At 60.6% G+C, this 16,703-nt stretch carries 15 protein-coding genes; 10 read left to right on the top strand and 5 right to left on the bottom strand.

Annotated elements, in window-relative coordinates; genetic code table 11:
* The first annotated feature begins 65 nt into the window (after positions 1 to 65).
* Together RWT78_RS14565 and RWT78_RS14560 are read left to right on the top strand one after the other, a co-directional pair.
* Positions 66 to 1,664: a signal peptidase I gene (locus RWT78_RS14565; RefSeq protein ID WP_314676418.1), complete on the top strand. Its 1,599-nt coding sequence runs from the start codon at positions 66 to 68 to the stop codon at positions 1,662 to 1,664.
* A 41-nt stretch (positions 1,665 to 1,705) separates the two neighbouring features.
* Positions 1,706 to 2,323, top strand: a complete 618-nt coding sequence (locus RWT78_RS14560; protein WP_314676417.1) for an alternate-type signal peptide domain-containing protein — start codon at positions 1,706 to 1,708, stop codon at positions 2,321 to 2,323.
* 98 nt (positions 2,324 to 2,421) lie between these two features.
* Here the strand turns inward: RWT78_RS14560 and RWT78_RS14555 are convergent, their stop codons facing one another.
* Positions 2,422 to 3,042: a hypothetical protein gene (locus tag RWT78_RS14555; protein WP_314676416.1), complete on the bottom strand. Its 621-nt coding sequence runs from the start codon at positions 3,040 to 3,042 to the stop codon at positions 2,422 to 2,424.
* Positions 3,043 to 3,483: 441 nt separating this feature from the next.
* Here RWT78_RS14555 and RWT78_RS14550 point away from each other — a divergent pair, with 441 nt between their 5' ends.
* Both RWT78_RS14550 and RWT78_RS14545 read left to right on the top strand, forming a co-directional pair.
* Positions 3,484 to 4,767, top strand: coding sequence for a hypothetical protein (locus tag RWT78_RS14550; protein WP_314676415.1), 1,284 nt, complete (start codon positions 3,484 to 3,486; stop codon positions 4,765 to 4,767).
* On the top strand, positions 4,767 to 6,152 hold the full coding sequence (locus tag RWT78_RS14545) for a lipase family protein (RefSeq protein ID WP_399551949.1): 1,386 nt from the start codon (positions 4,767 to 4,769) through the stop codon (positions 6,150 to 6,152). The genes RWT78_RS14550 and RWT78_RS14545 overlap by 1 nt, the downstream gene beginning before the upstream one ends.
* Before the next feature lie 5 nt (positions 6,153 to 6,157).
* Here the strand turns inward: RWT78_RS14545 and RWT78_RS14540 are convergent, their stop codons facing one another.
* Positions 6,158 to 6,526, bottom strand: coding sequence for a limonene-1,2-epoxide hydrolase family protein (locus RWT78_RS14540; RefSeq protein WP_003939882.1), 369 nt, complete (start codon positions 6,524 to 6,526; stop codon positions 6,158 to 6,160).
* Positions 6,523 to 7,764, bottom strand: a complete 1,242-nt coding sequence (locus RWT78_RS14535; RefSeq protein WP_314676413.1) for a cytochrome P450 — start codon at positions 7,762 to 7,764, stop codon at positions 6,523 to 6,525. The genes RWT78_RS14540 and RWT78_RS14535 overlap by 4 nt, the downstream gene beginning before the upstream one ends.
* Before the next feature lie 185 nt (positions 7,765 to 7,949).
* Between RWT78_RS14535 and RWT78_RS14530 the strand changes: the two genes are divergently transcribed.
* The 4 genes from RWT78_RS14530 to RWT78_RS14515 all read left to right on the top strand — a co-directional run bounded on the left by RWT78_RS14530 (position 7,950) and on the right by RWT78_RS14515 (position 12,021).
* On the top strand, positions 7,950 to 8,504 hold the full coding sequence (locus tag RWT78_RS14530; RefSeq protein ID WP_314676412.1) for a helix-turn-helix domain-containing protein: 555 nt from the start codon (positions 7,950 to 7,952) through the stop codon (positions 8,502 to 8,504).
* Positions 8,505 to 8,626: 122 nt separating this feature from the next.
* Positions 8,627 to 9,775 (top strand): TetR/AcrR family transcriptional regulator, encoded by a 1,149-nt coding sequence (locus tag RWT78_RS14525; protein WP_314676410.1) that lies wholly within the window; start codon positions 8,627 to 8,629, stop codon positions 9,773 to 9,775.
* A gap of 57 nt (positions 9,776 to 9,832) precedes the next feature.
* Complete coding sequence (locus tag RWT78_RS14520; protein ID WP_314676408.1) at positions 9,833 to 10,960, top strand: acyl-CoA dehydrogenase family protein; 1,128 nt, start codon at positions 9,833 to 9,835, stop codon at positions 10,958 to 10,960.
* Positions 10,957 to 12,021 (top strand): acyl-CoA dehydrogenase family protein, encoded by a 1,065-nt coding sequence (locus RWT78_RS14515; RefSeq protein WP_030535203.1) that lies wholly within the window; start codon positions 10,957 to 10,959, stop codon positions 12,019 to 12,021. The genes RWT78_RS14520 and RWT78_RS14515 overlap by 4 nt, the downstream gene beginning before the upstream one ends.
* 19 nt (positions 12,022 to 12,040) lie before the next feature.
* On the opposite strand, the gene RWT78_RS14510 is transcribed toward RWT78_RS14515, so the two are convergent.
* The gene (locus RWT78_RS14510) at positions 12,041 to 13,579 is read right to left on the bottom strand and encodes a long-chain fatty acid--CoA ligase (RefSeq protein WP_065351365.1); all 1,539 of its coding nucleotides are present in this window, start codon (positions 13,577 to 13,579) and stop codon (positions 12,041 to 12,043) included.
* Between the two features lie 191 nt (positions 13,580 to 13,770).
* On the opposite strand from RWT78_RS14510, the gene RWT78_RS14505 reads away from it, so the two are divergent.
* Together RWT78_RS14505 and RWT78_RS14500 are read left to right on the top strand one after the other, a co-directional pair.
* A complete protein-coding gene (locus tag RWT78_RS14505) occupies positions 13,771 to 14,808 on the top strand; it encodes a phosphatidylinositol-specific phospholipase C domain-containing protein (RefSeq protein WP_314676404.1) in 1,038 nt (345 codons plus the stop codon).
* Positions 14,809 to 14,883: 75 nt separating this feature from the next.
* A complete protein-coding gene (locus RWT78_RS14500) occupies positions 14,884 to 15,660 on the top strand; it encodes a trans-aconitate 2-methyltransferase (protein ID WP_314676401.1) in 777 nt (258 codons plus the stop codon).
* Positions 15,661 to 15,687: 27 nt separating this feature from the next.
* On the opposite strand, the gene RWT78_RS14495 is transcribed toward RWT78_RS14500, so the two are convergent.
* Complete coding sequence (locus RWT78_RS14495) at positions 15,688 to 16,683, bottom strand: glycine betaine ABC transporter substrate-binding protein (RefSeq protein ID WP_314676424.1); 996 nt, start codon at positions 16,681 to 16,683, stop codon at positions 15,688 to 15,690.
* Between the last annotated feature and the right edge of the window lie 20 nt (positions 16,684 to 16,703).

Genomic DNA, 16,703 nt, shown 5'->3' with positions numbered 1-16,703 from the left:
ACACAACTCCCGGCAGTTCGAGATCGGCACGTGCCGGTCGCGAACTCGCGCTGACAATAGGGGCGGTGGCTGGACTCATCTGTGTTCTCGCCGCCGCGGCATCGATGCTGTTCGGCATCAAGCCGCTCGTCTTTCGCTCGGGTTCGATGTCTCCCGAAATCACCACTGGCTCCCTGGCATTGGCCCGAACCGTGCCCGCCACCGACCTCTCAGTGGGCGACATCGTAAGCGTCGTCAACGGACAGGGCACGCGCATCACACACCGCGTGTACGAACTTGACCAGCAGGCTGGTAACTCCGTCACGGTGACTCTCAAGGGTGACGCAAATGCCAAGCCAGACGTGGAGCCCTACTTCATCACCGAAGCCGACCGCATTTTCTTCAGCGTCGGGGGCCTGGGCTACGCAATTGCTTGGCTCTCCAGCCCACTCGCGATCTTCCTCGGCGGAGCGTTGGTCGGCGGATTGGTGATCATTGCCTTCCGGCCCAACTCTCGCCGCAAGGATTCGGATGACGGTCCGAGTGGAGGAGTTGGCAGTGTGGACACGGAAGCCGCTGCAACGATGGAGTTTCCGATGGTTTCTTCGAACAGCGGGACAGGCGGACATCGCTCGGCGTTCTCGCTCCGAAAGCTTGCGGTTCTCGGTGTTTCGGCATTTGCACTGATCGGTGTTACGCAGGTGAGCGGCACCGCAGCGGCCTTCACAGACACTGCCGTCGCAACGAGTGGTGCCATTACCGTGAGCGGGAAGATCAATCCCGCAACGAGCAGCGTCAGTTGCACGACAAACGGCATAGGTGGCTCTCAATCGTCCACTGTTAAGTGGAGTCACATAGGTCCCCAATATCGCTACGAGGCGCGGTACTACAACGGAAACTCGTTGATGAAAACATGGGGATACGATCCCGGTGTTGGTGCCGCAGTAGGAACCCAGGTCTCATCCACTATCTACTACACAGATGCTGGTTACAGCGTTTTCAACTCATACACGTACACGCTTCGCATCTACACGATCAACCGAATCACGGGCGAATCGTCAACGGACTGGCGAGGGTGGAACCTACGCCAACCTGCGTCTCAGACAAGCATCTATTGCCAAGGTGAGGCAGGCTCGATCGCCGGCGCGGCTGTCGCTGAAACTGAGCAGCTTGCTCGCGGAGTTGCTCCGACAACCGCGACGGCTGCCGAGATCACCACGTCCAGTGCACCGACAACGACAGGTACGTCGACGACGGCTCCCACTACGACTGACGTGACAACCACGACCGGTGCCCCAACGACAACGGAGACCTCGACCAGCACTACGACTCAGTCGACAACTCCGACAACAACAACTGATGCGAGCACCACGACAACCACAACCACGAAGCAACCGCCGGTGGCTTTGGGCGCGGCCGAAACGTCGCTGACTGGCTACAACGCAACATTGATGCAAGACGGTGCTGGCGTCGCAGTGGTAGTCACCGACAATTCGGGTGCAGAAGTGTCGAGCACACCGGTGAGCGCCACGGCGACCGTGATGTGGCAGTCCGACGCGGACGAGCTGTGGATCGTGGACGGCGCCAACGTCTATCGCGTCAACGCTGAAACAGGTGTCTCGGAAAAAAACCCCTCCGGCGAAGCTCCCGCAGAGATCGCTGCCTGGATCGACGGGCAGAAGTGATGAACATAGAACAGACGGAATTCGGGGACGGGGGAGTTCAAATGAATGATCGCATCGTTCCCGCAAGTCGATGGAATACGCGACGTACCAAAATGATCGGCGCATCGCTGGTTATGCTCGGAGGGGCGGCATTCCTGACTGGCTGTGCTGATACCGGCTCGTTGGGTTCGTCCGGCGGCGGTAAGCCCACCACGACCACGTCCGTTCCGGCCACAACTACGCCTGTGGTGACTACTCCGGTCGAATCCGGTTTGTTGGCGCTGAAAACCGTCACCGCACCTACCTGGACGGATCAGAACGGTCCGATCGATCTGTCGACGATGGTTGTCGTGCCGGGCGACGTTCTGACCTATCACGCCAGTTTCGCGTTGGAGATCAAGGGAACTGGAATGAAGGCAAAGCTGTCGACCAGTGATCTGGGTGTCTCCGGCGGAGCTGCGCTGATTGCCCAGCTGAAGCCGGTCACCGAAGTCAAACTCGACGGGGTGCCAGTGCCTGTCGGTGCCGACGGAACTGTGGTCAGTACGGCGAAGGACGGCAAGATAGTCGACGTGGCAATACGTTTCACCTTCGACAAAGATTCCGCGACAGCGTTGTCGATGGATCAGTCGTTGAACTTGGCGCGATTCGACGTGAATCTGGTGCAGATTCCCGCATGATGTCGGTGCGGACAACACGAGCGCTGTAGCTGTTCAGAAGTGAGGCCGGGTAGCAAATCTGCTATCCGGCCTCACTTTGTGAATTGTTGTAGGGGAGGTTATCCGATGAATGTGACCGGCTTGCCGAGCGATCCGACATCAAGCGATCCGGAGCTGGTAGATCCGGTCTTCACTGATCCGGTGTCGAGTGAACCGAAGCTCGCCGACCCCAAATTCATGGAACCGAAATCGAGTGATCCGGTTCCGCCGGGCGTGACGGGTGTATCGGTGGAATCGAGCGTGAGGTCCACACTCCAGTTCGGCGTAATACTGCCGTTCTGCGAAGAATTCCCTGCCTCGACGGGCATTCCGATCACGAAGGCAACCTTGGCACTTTGGCCCGGTGCGAGGCGGACCGAGCTCAACTGGGTCCCTGGTGTGGCGGCATTGCCGGTGACGGTGAGCGGATTGCCGGCGACGCCGTTTACGTCGACACGAAGGAAGGCTTCCATGCCGTCGCTGATTTCGTAGTCTCCGACGTAGAAGTGTGCCTCACCTGCGCGGTCCGATGCGTTTCGGACGTAGAATGTGGTTGTGTTGGTCCCGCCCGGGATGAGTATGTCTGTGCTCCAGATGATTTTGGAAGTATCTCCCCAGGTCGAGTTGTCTGCGGAGTACTCGATGATTCCACTCTCACCGTCCGCTGCGTGAGCGAGCGACGGCATCAGTGCTCCGCCCATCAGTGCAAGTACGAGGGCCGTGAGTATCCCTATGACTGTGCTCCATAGCGCGCCAGGCTGTCGAGATGAGTAACTGGTAGTTTTCATAACCCGAATTCTAGTCGGACAAACGCCCAAACGTGAGGAGCTGTGAGAGTTAACTGTCTGTTGTGCAACCATTTTCGGAAGTTTGATCAATAATCTGCGAGGGAGCTGAAAATGAACTGTAATCGGAGTGGATGCGACACGTAGATTGGGGCGCGGATAGCTGGACGATCGCTTGTCGAGTGGGTTTCGATGCCGGCTATTCAGGGTAAAAGCTTCTCATCTGCAATGGCTTCAGTCGCTGCAGAGATGTTGATTCGGAATTTGGATTTTCTCCCAGATTCAGTTATCTTACTGCAAAGTAGGTAGGATTCGGCAATCGATCGGGGCGGTGCCGACCTGAGTACAGGGATCGATATGCGGATGAAGCTGGGGGCAGGTGTTCGGCGACGTCGTTGGGCGCGCGACGTATTGGCAGCCGCGACGGCATGTGCGCTGGCGATGTCCGCGTTGCTCTCGGTACAGATTTCAGCGTCGGCGTCCGAGCTGGACGAGTACGTGAATTTGCCCTTGGTGAATCGGAATGCCGAACACGGTCCGGGCGGTGTCCATCCCGCGTTGCCGACTGATCTCGGCACCTTGCAAGCCCTTGTGGAAGAAGCCCGCGCCAGTGGTCGCAGTCCGGAATCCTATGCGGCCTTGCTGTTTCAGTATCGATTGGTCGCTGCCACGGAGGCCGCCGGAATCGATCTCTCATCGTGGAATCCGCGCGCCGGAGTGTCGACTAATCGCACGAACCTGGTGAAGTCGTACCGCTACTACGAGGATCTGCAACTCGGTCACCCGGAATTGCAGTGGGCGGGCATGGGCGGACAGGTTGGTGCGGACTTCGGCGGGGGACTGATCGACTTCGAACTGATGGCGGACATGTACTCGTTTCCGAATCTGCAATATGTTGCCAATTCGATAGTTTCTCAGGTCACGGATCAGGTTGGCGTGCAAGCGCTGAACCAATTGCCGGCAGGGCTGCGCGCACTCGCGGCGGTGGGCAGGAACGTCACGGCGGACGACTTGGATTATGTGCTGGGGATGATCCTGGTGATGCAGAAGAACATCTTCTCGGATCTGATGCCGATGCATCAGGCATACGTGGATGAAGGACTTCCCGCGCTGGAGGAAATGCAGAGTGCCGGATTGTTCGGTCAGGATGTCATGGACGCCTGGCGTGATGTAGCCTCCGGCGATTCGAATCGGATTGCACGTGGGAACGTAGCACTGCTCCAACGTGAGCAAGGGATGATCATCCGCGACCAGTGGGATACCGTGCGCGCCTATAAAGGTGATGCGGGAGAGGCGATCACTTACGCATCGACTGTCGCCGGTTCACCTTCGGTCGCCGGCGTCGTACCGCCTCGCTCGTTTCGGTCTCTCGAGTTCGCGACAACACTGGCGGACGGACGCACCGCGACAGTGACACTGCCCCTCCCAGATTGGAACTGGTCGGTGTACGAGGACCGGTGGGACTACATCACCTCGCAGCTCTTGCCGAAGTACCGAGCGATGGTCGAAGAAGATTGGCCACGGCTCGTAGCCACATTGAGTGTTCCCTACGAAATTCAATTGGAGAGTCACCGCCCTATGGTGACCCTCCCACAAACTCTCGAATCGGCCCTCTCCAGTTTGAAAGTGACGGTTCAGTGATGTCGGGTGCCAGATTTCGAAGGTTTGCCCCGCTGGTAGCGCTGACCGTTGCGCTGGTTCTGCCTGCGACTGCTGGGGCCGAGGCCCCAGGCAGTGGTGTTCCAGACGATGCGCAAGCTCCGGTATCCCAGGAGTTTCGGACCGATACTCCCACTCTGGGAGAGATTTTCAACGGGTTCACGGTCGGTGCGCTCAGGTCGGGGGAGTTCGCATCGGAAGAGGAGATCTTCACTGCGCTCACCGCCGATGATCCGTTTTACGACGAGCCGGTGTTGACCGGCGTCGAGCGTCCCGGTGACCTCCTGAAGTCGAAGAAGGTGGATGTACTGTTCACGGGATACAAACCGGGACAGCTCGACGCCTACAAGATCATGTACGTCACAACAGGAATCGACGGTTCGACGCCGGTGGTGAGCACCGGGATCATGATGATCCCGATCGACGGAACACCGGCATCGGAGAAGAAAGTCATCAGCTACCAGGAGGCCAACGACAGCGTCGGCGGCTACTGTCATCCGAGTTCGCACTGGACGGGCGGCGATCCGCTGGACGGCGCCTCCTGGTCGGCGTTGGGTCCGCTGGCACTGATGTTCGGAAAAGGCTATGCCGTAGTGATATCCGACGTCGGGAACAACGGAGACCGTGATCCTCACGGCGTCTTCGCGGGCAAGTTCGCGGGGCACGCGCAGTTGGATGCTGTGCGCGCAGCATTTCAGCTGCGGGATTCCGAGCTGAATCCGGATGCGGAGATTGCGTTGTTCGGAATCGCTGGTGGTGGAGTTGGTTCGGCATTCGCCGCAGAATCTGCGCAGTCCTACGCGCCGGAACTCGATATCGTCTCGACAGTCCTCGAGGGCATGGTGATCAAGCCCCGAACATTCATGGAGACAACAGATTCCTCGGTCGGCGCAGGCTTCGGATTTGCGACGCTCCTTGGCCTCGAACCCTGGTACCCCGAGATGAAGTTGAACGACAAGCTCAATCCCGTGGGCCGAGCGATTGCCGACGTGTACCGGGATGAGTGCCAGATGCCGGCGTACTTCACACTTCCGTTCGTACCGCTGGCGAGCCTTTTCGAGCCGGGGATCGATCCGATCACAGAACCCAGTTTCCAGCGCGCGTACGACGACAACGTACTGGGCCACGGTGCTCCGGCGTCGAAGGTATTGATAACTTCGTGCGCAAAGGACGACTCCCCGATGTCACTTGTACCGGCACCTGATGCGCGAGAACTGGCGGACACGTACAGGAGTCGAGGGACCGACGTGAGCTACCAGCCCACCGACTGCAGTATGGACCGCGCATTCACGAATCCATACGGTTGGGGAACTGATCTGTTCGGAATGCAGACGATCGACTGGATAGCGCACAACTTCGACAACTGAGCGAGTCACCCGGCCAGCAGTTTGTTGATCGGTGCAAGATCGAAATAGTCACGCCATGCAACAATTTTCGAGTCCACGATCTCGAAGATCCCCATAACCGGCAGGACTACGTGTTTGTCGCCGAGGTCGAATCGGTCGGTCCGTTCGTTGAGTACAGTCGCACCGTTGGCGGACTGGTGATGAATCGTGAATTCGATCCCACCGAAGGCCGAAATGAAGCCTTCCAGGAAATTCAGGATCTCGGTGCGCCCGACGATCGGGGCCATCGGAATATTATGGTAGACAGCATCTTCACTGAAGTACGACGCGATTGTCTCGGCACTGCCCATCTTCCACTCGGCGCAGAAAGCAGTGACCAGTTCTTCGGGGCTCATGGTGTGACCTCTCGGTGTGGTGAGACGTTCAGGTGCAAACGCTGATGGCGGCGTACGAACATGCTGGGGACCCAACGGGGTGGGGATTCGGAATCGATTGTGAAGTGCGCACTGTTTTCGAGAAGGACTGCGATCGCGATCTTTGCTTCCAGACGAGCCAGCGCGGCCCCGACACAGAAATGTGCTCCTTTGCCGAAGGCGAAATGTGCTCGGGGATTGACTCTGTCGAGGTTCATCACCTGTGGTTCGACGAACGACTCGGGGTCGCGGTTCGCCGAACCCCACAGCAGTATGAGATGACTGCCGGCGGGTAGTGCCAATCCACCGAGTGTCGTGTCCGCGTTGACATGTCGGTGATGTCCGCGAAAGGGTGACTCGAGCCTGAGCGTTTCTTCCAGGAACGCGCCCACGAGTAGAGGGTCCTCGCGCAGCTGCGTCTGAATCTCAGGGCGCTCGGCGAGCAACCGTGCAGAGTTGGCGATCAGTCCGGCGGTCGATTCGCCACCCGCACCGACGAGTTGCACCAACATCAGCACGGCCACGTCTTCGCTGAGTTCGCCTGCGTCACAGCAACGGACGAGGTCTCCGAGTAGATCATCCACCGGGTGAGCCCGTGCCTCACGAAACTTGCTGTAGAGGTACCCGGTGAGTTCGGCCGCCGAGGTGACGACGCCTGCCAAACGCTCCGACGTCACGATGCCGCTGAGAAGTTCGGTGCTGTCGTACGACCACGCCAGCAATTGGGGGACATCGTGTGCCGGCAAGCCGATCAGCGTGGCAACCATCTGCAGCGGCAGCGTGTCCGCTACCGACGTGACCCATTCGATCCGTCGACCGTCGAAGCCGTTGTCCCACAACTGCTGCGTGTAGTCGGTCATCGCCGGCTCGAGTGCTCGTATTCGTTTGGCGACCAGTGTCGGCAAGACAAGTTTGCGCTGGTGTTGATGGTCGGGCTCGTCGGCAGTCGCGAGAACGTGAACAGCTTGCCCGCCGCCGTTCATGTCGAAGGTCACGGCCGAACCGTCCGGTGTACGGACCAGCACGCCGGTGAGGTTGTTGGAGAAGTCGTCGGTACGGGAAACGGCTTCGGTGACCAATTCCCACGTGGACACCAGATAGAAGTCGGTATGAGGAATGCGGTACACGGGGTGCTCGCGCCGGAGTACGTCGTATAGCGGGTACGGGTCGTCGATGTTCGACGGCAGGAAAGGGTTGATGTCGAGCGTCGATGGTGTCACGAAGGGAAGATTTCACGGCCAGGAAGGAGAAGTCAACAGGTGGAAAATGCCTCTGAACTGGTATTTTGACAAAATCTCACGCACGTTGGGCCTTCCATGCTTCCCCCAGGTCAGAGGCCCACCGCCTTCCTCGGCATAGAGATTTCTGATTAAATCTGTCTCAGAGTGAGACGAGGTGACGGACAGTGACCGGTGCAAACGAGCGTCGCGCCGCCGACTGGTTGGCCGGCGGTAACCGCAGTGAACTCGCAACCGAGCGCATCTTCGCGGCTGCGGCGGAGCTGATTCGAGAACAGGGATTCGATCGGTTCAATGCCGACGACGTCGCTGCCCGCGCAGGCTGTTCGAGGGCAACGCTCTACCGCTACGTAGGTGGCAAGTCCGCGATCCGCGAGGGGTTGTTGTCACGAGGCGCGGCATCCGTGGCGAGCCAGGTCGCGACTGCCGTCGAATCACTGCACGGCGACGAGCGCATCGTGGAGTCGATCCTCGTCGCCGTCGACGCGATCAGATCCGACGCTGCCATGAGCCACGGCCTTGCGGCAGCGCGGGCCAACGGAATCGACGAGTATCTCGTGTCCTCGCCGTTGCTGCCGCGTACTGCGCTGGAACTTGCGGGCTTGGATCCTGAAGGTCAAGAGTCGCAGTGGGTGGTTCGGATCGTGTTGATGCTCTTGGCATGGCCTCTCGCAGACAGGGCCGCCGAACGACGGATGGTCGAGTCGTTCATCTACTCCTGAGCGGGATTCCGTGTTCGTGAACGGTGCATCGGATCGTCGCTGCTGTAGACGGTTCGGTTCATTGCTTCATTCCTCGGCTCGGTACTCTGAGCTTGTCCGCTGCCGCGAAGGAGAGAGTCACGATGGTCGTACGCAGGCCCCGCGACCGTAAGCAGCAGATTCTTGCGGCCGCAGGTGAGCTTTTCCGTGAGCACGGTTATCACAACGTGTCTGTCGCTCAGGTGGCTGCTGCAGTTGGAATCACGGCACCTGCGCTCTATCGGCACTTCAAGAACAAGCCGGATCTCCTCTACGCCGCGGTCAACGCAGGCATCGAATCGCTCTACGATCGGGTCGCAGGTGCCGAGGATCTGAAAACACTGATCACCGAACTTGCGGCATCGGTGTCCAAACGTCGGGGTCTGTCGCTCCTGTGGCAGCGAGAGGCACGCTATCTGCCTGACGAGCAACGTGAGGAAATGCGTTCGACCCTCAAGAGTGCAGCTTCGCGCGATGCAGCGCTGATCCGAATTGAGCGTCCCGGCCTCGACGAAGAAGACAGCTATCTGCTCGCCTGGGCTGTCATCGCAGTCTTCAACAGTGTGTCTTCGCATCGAGTGTCCTTGCCGAGGCGTCAGTTGGAACTGCTGCTTGTCGAGTTGGCAGACCGCGCTGCATACGCGGAACTGGGTCGCTCAGAAGTGAAAGTCGTGGCGGCAACGGGTCACCTGCCCGTTGTGATACCCAGACGTGAACTCTTGTTGACCGAAGCAATTCGGCTGTTCGACGAGCGTGGATATCAAGCAGTCAATACCGAGGACATCGGTGAGGCTGCAGGAACGACAGGCCCGAATGTGTACAACCACTTCGATGCCAAGATCGACCTGCTGATCTCCGCGGTCTCGAGGGGCGGCGAGCGTCGCCGGCTCGGCGTTGCACAGGCTCTCGGCGCCGCAACCGGCCCGGAGGACGCGCTGTCCGGATTGCTTGCCGCACATATCGATTTCGCGATCAACGAGCGTCATTTGATCGGGTTGTTGATCAGCGAACTCGACCAATTACCGGACAAGTTCCGCCGCACGTGTGAACAGAATCAACGTGAGTACGTCGCGCTATGGGTCAAGATGCTCGAAGAAGTCCGTCCGGGCCTCGAGTCCGCCACCGCCAGGATCACCGTCAATGCCACTTTGACAGTTGTGGAGAACGCCGTCCGAATCGGCCGGCTTCGCCGTCGCGACGACCTGTCGGACAGACTCTTCGAGATCGGCTGCGCCCTGCTGCTGGGCGCATGAAAATTCGGGTAAGCGCCACGGGCGGCGGATCGACTCACGAAACTGATCGGAGACGTCATGCGTTTCGACGCAACAGAACTGACGATCGAGGAACTTGCTCTTCAGGCTGAAGTGCGGGAGTACCTCGACAAGCGACTCACCCCCGGTACCTACTCGCTCGGACTCGGGATGGCCGGGGCGGTGGATCCGGTGTTCTCGCGAGATCTGGGGCGACGTGGGTGGCTCGGCATGTCGCTGCCGAAGGAATACGGCGGGGGCGGACGGTCAGCAGTGGATCGATTGGTCGTCGTCGAAGAACTTCTCGCGCGGGGAGCGCCGGTCGGCTATCACTGGATCGGAGACAGACAATCGGGTCCGAGCATCGCCGCCAACGGCACGGAAGAACAGAAGCGGTCCTTCCTTCCCGGTATCGCGAGCGGTGAGTTCTCGTTCTCGATCGGGATGAGTGAGCCCGACTCGGGTTCGGACCTTGCATCGGTGCGCACTCGCGCCGAACGTGTCGATGGTGGCTGGAAAGTCAACGGCACCAAGATCTGGACCACCGGCGCCTTCCACGCCACACACATACTCGCCCTGCTTCGAACCTCGGCAGACAAGCACAACGGACTCACTCAGCTGATCGTCGATCGCGACAGCGAGGGCCTGACCGTCTCACCCATTCCGTTCATCGACGGTAGTGAGGACTTCTGCGAGGTGTCGTTCCAGGATGTTTTCGTGCCGGATTCGCGTCGCCTCGGAGACGTCGGAGCGGGCTGGGGACAAAACACCGGTGAACTCGCACTCGAGCGAGGTGGCGTCGATCGTTGGATGTCGCTGATGCCGGTCCTCGAGAACTTCGCGGCCAACCAAGCAGCGCAAGGCGGTCCAGCTGCCCTCGCCGATCTGGGCTCGATTACCGCACGCTGCTGGGCTTTTCGCGGGATGTCGCTGTCCATCGCACGGATGGTCGACGCCGGTCGCTCGCCGGTCACGGAGGCCGCGCTGATCAAGGAGATGGCAACACGCTTCGAACAGGACTGTGTTGCGACCGTCGCGCGGCACCTCGGCCGGGCTCCGGACCTTGCATCCGACGATCCGTACGAGTCGCTGCTCGCCCGGGCCGTGCTGGTGGCGCCGTCGTGGTCGATTCGCGGCGGTACCAACGAAATTCTCCGCACCGTGATCGTGAAAGGGTTGGACCGATGAATTCGGGGTCACAGATCAACGCGTACACATTCGACGCCGACCTCGAATCGATGGTCGAGCAATTTTTCGCCGAGAAGTCCGGCACCGAGGTGGTAGCGCAGGCGGAGATCGGCGGTCTGCCCGCCGGATTATGGAGCGCGGCAGTCGAACTAGGGTTACCTCTGGTCGGTCTTCCCGAATCGGTTGGTGGTTCCGGTGGCTCGCTCCTCGACGCCGTGACTGTCCAGCGCGCGGCGGCGAGGCACGCTGCGCCGCTGCCGCTCGCCGAGACGTACCTCGCGGGCAGGCTGGCAACAGCGGGCGGGTTACCCGTGCCCTCCGGAATCGCAACGGTCGCCCCGGGTTCGCCGCGCGACGATGTGCGCCGGACCGACGACGGTTTCCTGTCGGGAACCTTTCACGACGTGCCGTGGGGTAGTGCCGCATCAGTGCTGGCAGCAGTTCTCGGTGATCGCGTCGTACTCCTTGACATCTCCGACGCCGAGATCGGTGGCGGGACGGATCTTGCGGGGCAACCGCGTGAGAGCCTGACGTTCTCCGAAGCGCGGACCATTGACGGCGACAACCCGGTCGATGCCCGGATTCTCAGCAAGCTCGGCGCGTTCTTGCGCTCGGTGCAGATGTCGGGAGCGATGGAGTCGGCGTCGACGTTGACCCGGCGCTATGTGTCCGACCGGGTGCAATTCGGTAGGCCCGTCGCGCAGTTTCAAGCAGTCCAGCAGCATATCGTGACGCTTGCCCAGATGGCTTCGATGTCCACGCTGGCCGTCGATCGCACTGCACATGCACTCATCAGAGGCGACGCCGACTTCGAAGTGAGCGCAACCAAATTGGTGGTTTCGCAGAATGCGCTCGTGAGCGTCCGCGCCGCCCACCAGGCACACGGTGCAATCGGCATGACCCGCGAATACCGATTGCAACAACTGACGCGTCGACTGCACGCCTGGCGATCGGAGTTCGGCGACGAAATCGCGAGTGCGACGCAACTAGGAGAGGCCGTAGCGGCGTCGCCGTCACTGCACCGCTTGATCACCGACCCAGAACCGACATTGAAGCTGTAATCCTGGCCGTCGTAAAGGATTACGTTGCGTTGCAACGAAGATCGCGCTTCAGCACCTTGCCTGCTGCCGACAGTGGCAATGCATCGACGAATTGGAAAGTGCGCGGAGATTTGTATCCGGCTATCAGCGTTTTCACGTGAGCGCGCAGTTCGTCGGCGTCGGCGTCGAAACCATGCCGAAGGACGACCACGGCATGGACACGCTCGCCCCACTGGGCATCGGGCAGACCGATCACGGAACAGGCCGCGACGGATTCGTGTTGTGCCAGAGCGTTTTCGACCTCGGTGGAGTAGACGTTCTCGCCACCGGTGACGATCATGTCCTTGATGCGATCGACGATGAACAGGTAACCGCGGGCGTCGAGGTATCCGGCGTCGCCGGTATGCATCCACCCGTCGCGGAGCACTTCTGCGGTCTCCTTCGGTTTGTTCCAGTATCCGAGCATGACGTGGCTGCCGAACGTGACGATTTCGCCCACCTTGCCGGGTGGGAGTTCCGAGCCGGCCGGGTCGACGATTTTCACCTCGCAATGAGGGAGCGCGCGACCAGCGCTGCGGAGGAGATCACCACCTTCGAGGTGATCGGCTGGACTCAGCATGCTGATGTGCGCGGTTTCAGTCATCCCGTAGCCCTGAGCGAAGGAACTGTTGGGGAACATTTGCATGACCTGCCCGAGAAGCGTCGGAGATATGGGCGAGGCGCCGTATCTCAGGATCCTGACGCTGGACAGATCGTAGGTGGTTGCGTCTTCGCCCGTTTCGTTTTTGTGGGCGACCAACATCTGGAGCATTGTCGGCACCAGACCCACGGTTGTCGGGCGATAGCGGTCCACGGCCTCGAGGAACGTCCGTGGGCTGAAGTTCGCTACGAAGACCTGGGTTCCACCCATCAGCGACTGAGCCAACCATCCGACGATCCCGGCAATGTGAAACAGAGGGTTCACCGCGAGGTTCGTTCCGTTGCTGATTGCCACGCCGCCTGCCGCGAGAGTGCCCAGCGCCGAGGTCATCAGCGCTTGATGGCTGATCATCACGCCCTTCGGCACTCCGGTGGTCCCGCCGGTGTAGAGGAGTAGTGCAAGCGTGTCGCCGCCGACGCGCAGATCGTCGACCGGAATCGCCTCCGCGATCACCTGTTCGTAGTCGAGCATTCCGTCCGGAACTCGGTCGTTGCCGCAGTAGACGACAGTGGTCAGGCCTGGACACGCCTCGCGAAGGGTAGATCCGACGGAAGCAAAATTCTCGTCCACGAGTAATACCGTCGACCCTGAATCTTCCAGGGCGTATGTGATTTCCGCCGTGCTCCAGCGAGAATTGACCGGACTGGCCACTGCTCCGAACCACCAGCAGGCCAGGAGCGCCTCGTGGTAGTAGTCGGAGTTCGATGCCAAGATCGCGACTCTGTCACCGGTGCGCAGGCCTAACGTCTGCAGCCCGCCCGCGAGCCTTTTGATCCGGTCGACCGATTCGCGAGACGTGCGCACTCGGCCATCGGAGATCGTCATCACCGCTTCGGGCGACGCTCGTAGGGATCGGTGAACGAATTGAGTCAGCTGCATGCGATTCCTCCTGCGAGTGTGCGGCGAGTGCTCTGACTCGGATCAGTTCCGGCACTGATGCTATTGGCCTGACAATTGCCCTCACCCACCGCCTGAAATCATGCCCCACTCCGACGCAATCTAGGACGATCGTCCAGTTAACTCTGGCGATTCCGTCCTGTCGCGGTGTACTTTCTGCGAGAGTGTCGAACATGCGAGCAATCCTGGTAGCCGGTATGAGTGCGTTCGTGGCGGTCGTCTCGGCGCCCTCTGCCGGCGCCGAAACGACTACGAACCAAGTGCGCTCGTTTTCCGAGACCACGTCAGTCGGGGTCCACAATTCCTACGAGAAGGCGACGTTTCCGTACTTCGCCGACGCTTTGGATTCCGGGGCGTCGTTGCTCGAGCTGGACCTGTGGACCAACGGGGGCGGTCCGGACTGGCGCGTGTCGCACATGAATCCGGTGGTGAGCGACAGCAACTGCGTCGGCGCTCAGGACGCATCCGGGTTGCGAAGCGGTCTACGAGATCAGGGATTCCGTGGATGCCTGGCAGATATGCGGGCGTGGCACGAGGCCAATCCCGAGCATCCGCCGGTGATGATCAAGTTGGAAATCAAGGACGGGTTCACTGCCGGGTACGGACGTGGGCCCGCGGATCTCGACGCCCTGATTCTCGGGACACTCGGAGACGCGGTTTTCACGCCGGCCGATCTGATGGGGGACTTCTACTCCACCCCGGATGCCGCCGTCACCGAGCGTGGATGGCCGAGCAATTCCGAAATGACCGGGAAATTTCTGTTCGAGCTGATACCGGGAACGATCGAGGAGGGAAACCCTCTCGACACGGAATGGACGGACCGGCAGTATGCGACGCACCTGCGAGATCTGTCCTCCGCCGGGCTCGTCGAACTCGGCGCCGCCTTTCCCGCTGTTCACCGTGCATCACCGGGAGACCCACGTCTCGACCGCTATACCGACCCGGGGATCCGTCCGTGGTTCGTGATTTTCGACGGCGACGCTCTCGACTACACCGCCGGAGTCGTGGATCCGAGTTGGTACCACGATCGCGGCTACCTGCTCGTCATGACCGACGCGCACAAGGTCGCTCCGCAGATCGACGGAACCCATGCCACCGAAACCGAGGCGAGCGAGCGTCTCGACCTGTTGGCCGGGCAGCACGCAAGTTACATCACCGCGGACTGGTCGAGGTTGCCGAACGTACTGTCCACCGTGGTGCCGCGTCGGTGATTTTCGAATGGCCGGATCGTGAAGAGCGAGATCTGACGGGCGGCAATTCTCAGGAACAGGGTGCAGGATGGGTTCATGCGCACTGTCACGTGGAATCCCGAAGTCTACGGCCGCTATTCGGGTGAGCGGTCACGCCCGTTCGTGGACCTGGTGTCACGGGTGGCCACCGAAGACCCGACGCGGGTAGCCGACCTCGGCTGCGGATCAGGCACCCTGACCGCGATGCTCGGGGAAAGATGGCCGGACGCCTCGGTATCCGGATTCGACTCGTCTCCCGAAATGGTTGCGCAGGCCCCGACAGACCTACCGGGAAACGTCACCGTCGAGTTGGGGGACATCATGTCCTTCGACGCCACCGGTTACGACGTGGTCGTCAGTAACGCTGCATTGCAGTGGGTTCCGAGCCATCGCGAGCTGATCGACCAGTGGGCGGACACCCTGGAATCTGGATCGTGGCTGGCGTGGCAGGTGCCGGGTAACTTCGATGCTCCGTCCCATGCGCTCATGCGAGATCTCGCGGAATCAGCGGAATGGAGTGAGCGACTGGGCGGCGTCCTACGCGGCCCGGAAGGCATCGACAGTCCAGTTCAGTACGCGCAGCGTCTCCAGGAACACGGATTCGACGTCGACGCCTGGGAGACGACGTACGTACACGTGCTGGCAGGTGCCGACCCGGTGCTCGGATGGGTACGGGGGACGGGGTTGCGGCCCGTGCTCGACCTTCTCGGCGAAGCTGACGCTCCGGAGTTCGAGCGTCAGTATTCCGATCTGCTGAGGGAGGCCTACCCCGCAACAGCCGCCGGAACGCTCTTTCCGTTCCGGCGGGTGTTCTGCGTCGGACGCAAACGGTAACTACTCGGCTGGGTTGCGGTCAGCCGATCACTGCGCGGTGACAAAGCCTTCCGAGACCAGCCAGTCGCGGGCCACGTCCGCCGGCTCCTTGCCGTCGACGTCGACCTGCCGGTTGAGCTCGGTCATCACCTCGTTGGTCAGTCGCTCCGAGATCGGTGCCATGACTTCTGCTACCTGCGGATGTGCTTCCGCGAAGTCCTTTTTCATCACCAGTGCCGGATTGTATTTCGGGAAGAACTGGAGATCGTCGTCGAGCAGAACGAGATCGAGTGCGATGATGCGACCGTCGGTGGTGAACACCTCGCCGAACTTGCACTGATCGCCATCGGCTGTCGCCTGGTAGATGATGCCGGTCTGCAGGATCTGGCGTTGGGCACGAGAGGCGTCGAAACCGTATTTCGCTGCCAGGCCGGGATATCCGTCCTGGCGGACGTTGAACTCGGTCTCGACGCACGTCACCGCAGCTCCGGGATCGGATTCGACCAACTTCGCGTAGTCGGAAACGGTCTTGACACCGGTCTTCTCAGCGGTCTCCTTGCTCATCGCCAATGCATACGTATTGTTCATCGGCGCCGGATCGGTCCACACCATGTCGTTCGCAGCAAGGTCCGCATCGCGGACGGCCTCGAACTGCGCCTGCGAATCGGGAAGCGGTGTCTCGTTGCCGAGGTAGTTGATCCAGCCGGTTCCAGTGTATTCGTACGCAAGATCGATCTGGCCGTTCAACTGTGCGTCACGGGTGCTGTTCGAGCCCTGGATGTTCGTGAGGTCTCGAACATCCGCGCCCGCAGCGGCCATCGCGAATTCGATGACGTACCCGAGCACGATCTGCTCGGTGAAGTCCTTGGAGCCGACGGTCATCTTCACACCCTCGAGCTCCGGAACCGGCTCGATGCTGCCGGGGCCGACGGCCAGGGGCAGTGCGCCACCGGACTCGAGACCACACGAAGCGACAAGTGTGAGGCCGCTCGTGGCACCCGCGAGTTTCCAGCCCCACGTTCTGGTGCGCGAAGTCTTGGTCATCGCAATCCCTGGGGCCCGAG

The organism is uncultured Rhodococcus sp. (assembly GCF_963525155.1).
GTDB classification, from domain to species: domain Bacteria; phylum Actinomycetota; class Actinomycetes; order Mycobacteriales; family Mycobacteriaceae; genus Rhodococcus_F; species Rhodococcus_F qingshengii.
The sequence above is the reverse complement of the archived record's forward strand: the minus strand, read 5'-3'. Positions and strand labels throughout refer to the sequence as shown.

Bases quoted from the DNA above. Each gene is read 5' to 3' on its own strand.
- RWT78_RS14560 (WP_314676417.1), top strand. From the start codon at position 1,706: ATGAATGATCGCATCGTTCCCGCAAGTCGATGGAATACGCGACGTACC.
- RWT78_RS14555 (WP_314676416.1), bottom strand. From the start codon at position 3,042: ATGGGCGGAGCACTGATGCCGTCGCTCGCTCACGCAGCGGACGGTGAG.
- RWT78_RS14550 (WP_314676415.1), top strand. From the start codon at position 3,484: ATGCGGATGAAGCTGGGGGCAGGTGTTCGGCGACGTCGTTGGGCGCGC.
- RWT78_RS14545 (WP_399551949.1), top strand. From the start codon at position 4,767: ATGTCGGGTGCCAGATTTCGAAGGTTTGCCCCGCTGGTAGCGCTGACC.
- RWT78_RS14540 (WP_003939882.1), bottom strand. From the start codon at position 6,526: ATGAGCCCCGAAGAACTGGTCACTGCTTTCTGCGCCGAGTGGAAGATG.
- RWT78_RS14525 (WP_314676410.1), top strand. From the start codon at position 8,627: ATGGTCGTACGCAGGCCCCGCGACCGTAAGCAGCAGATTCTTGCGGCC.
- RWT78_RS14520 (WP_314676408.1), top strand. From the start codon at position 9,833: ATGCGTTTCGACGCAACAGAACTGACGATCGAGGAACTTGCTCTTCAG.
- RWT78_RS14515 (WP_030535203.1), top strand. From the start codon at position 10,957: ATGAATTCGGGGTCACAGATCAACGCGTACACATTCGACGCCGACCTC.
- RWT78_RS14510 (WP_065351365.1), bottom strand. From the start codon at position 13,579: ATGCAGCTGACTCAATTCGTTCACCGATCCCTACGAGCGTCGCCCGAA.
- RWT78_RS14505 (WP_314676404.1), top strand. From the start codon at position 13,771: ATGCGAGCAATCCTGGTAGCCGGTATGAGTGCGTTCGTGGCGGTCGTC.
- RWT78_RS14500 (WP_314676401.1), top strand. From the start codon at position 14,884: ATGCGCACTGTCACGTGGAATCCCGAAGTCTACGGCCGCTATTCGGGT.
- RWT78_RS14495 (WP_314676424.1), bottom strand. From the start codon at position 16,683: ATGACCAAGACTTCGCGCACCAGAACGTGGGGCTGGAAACTCGCGGGT.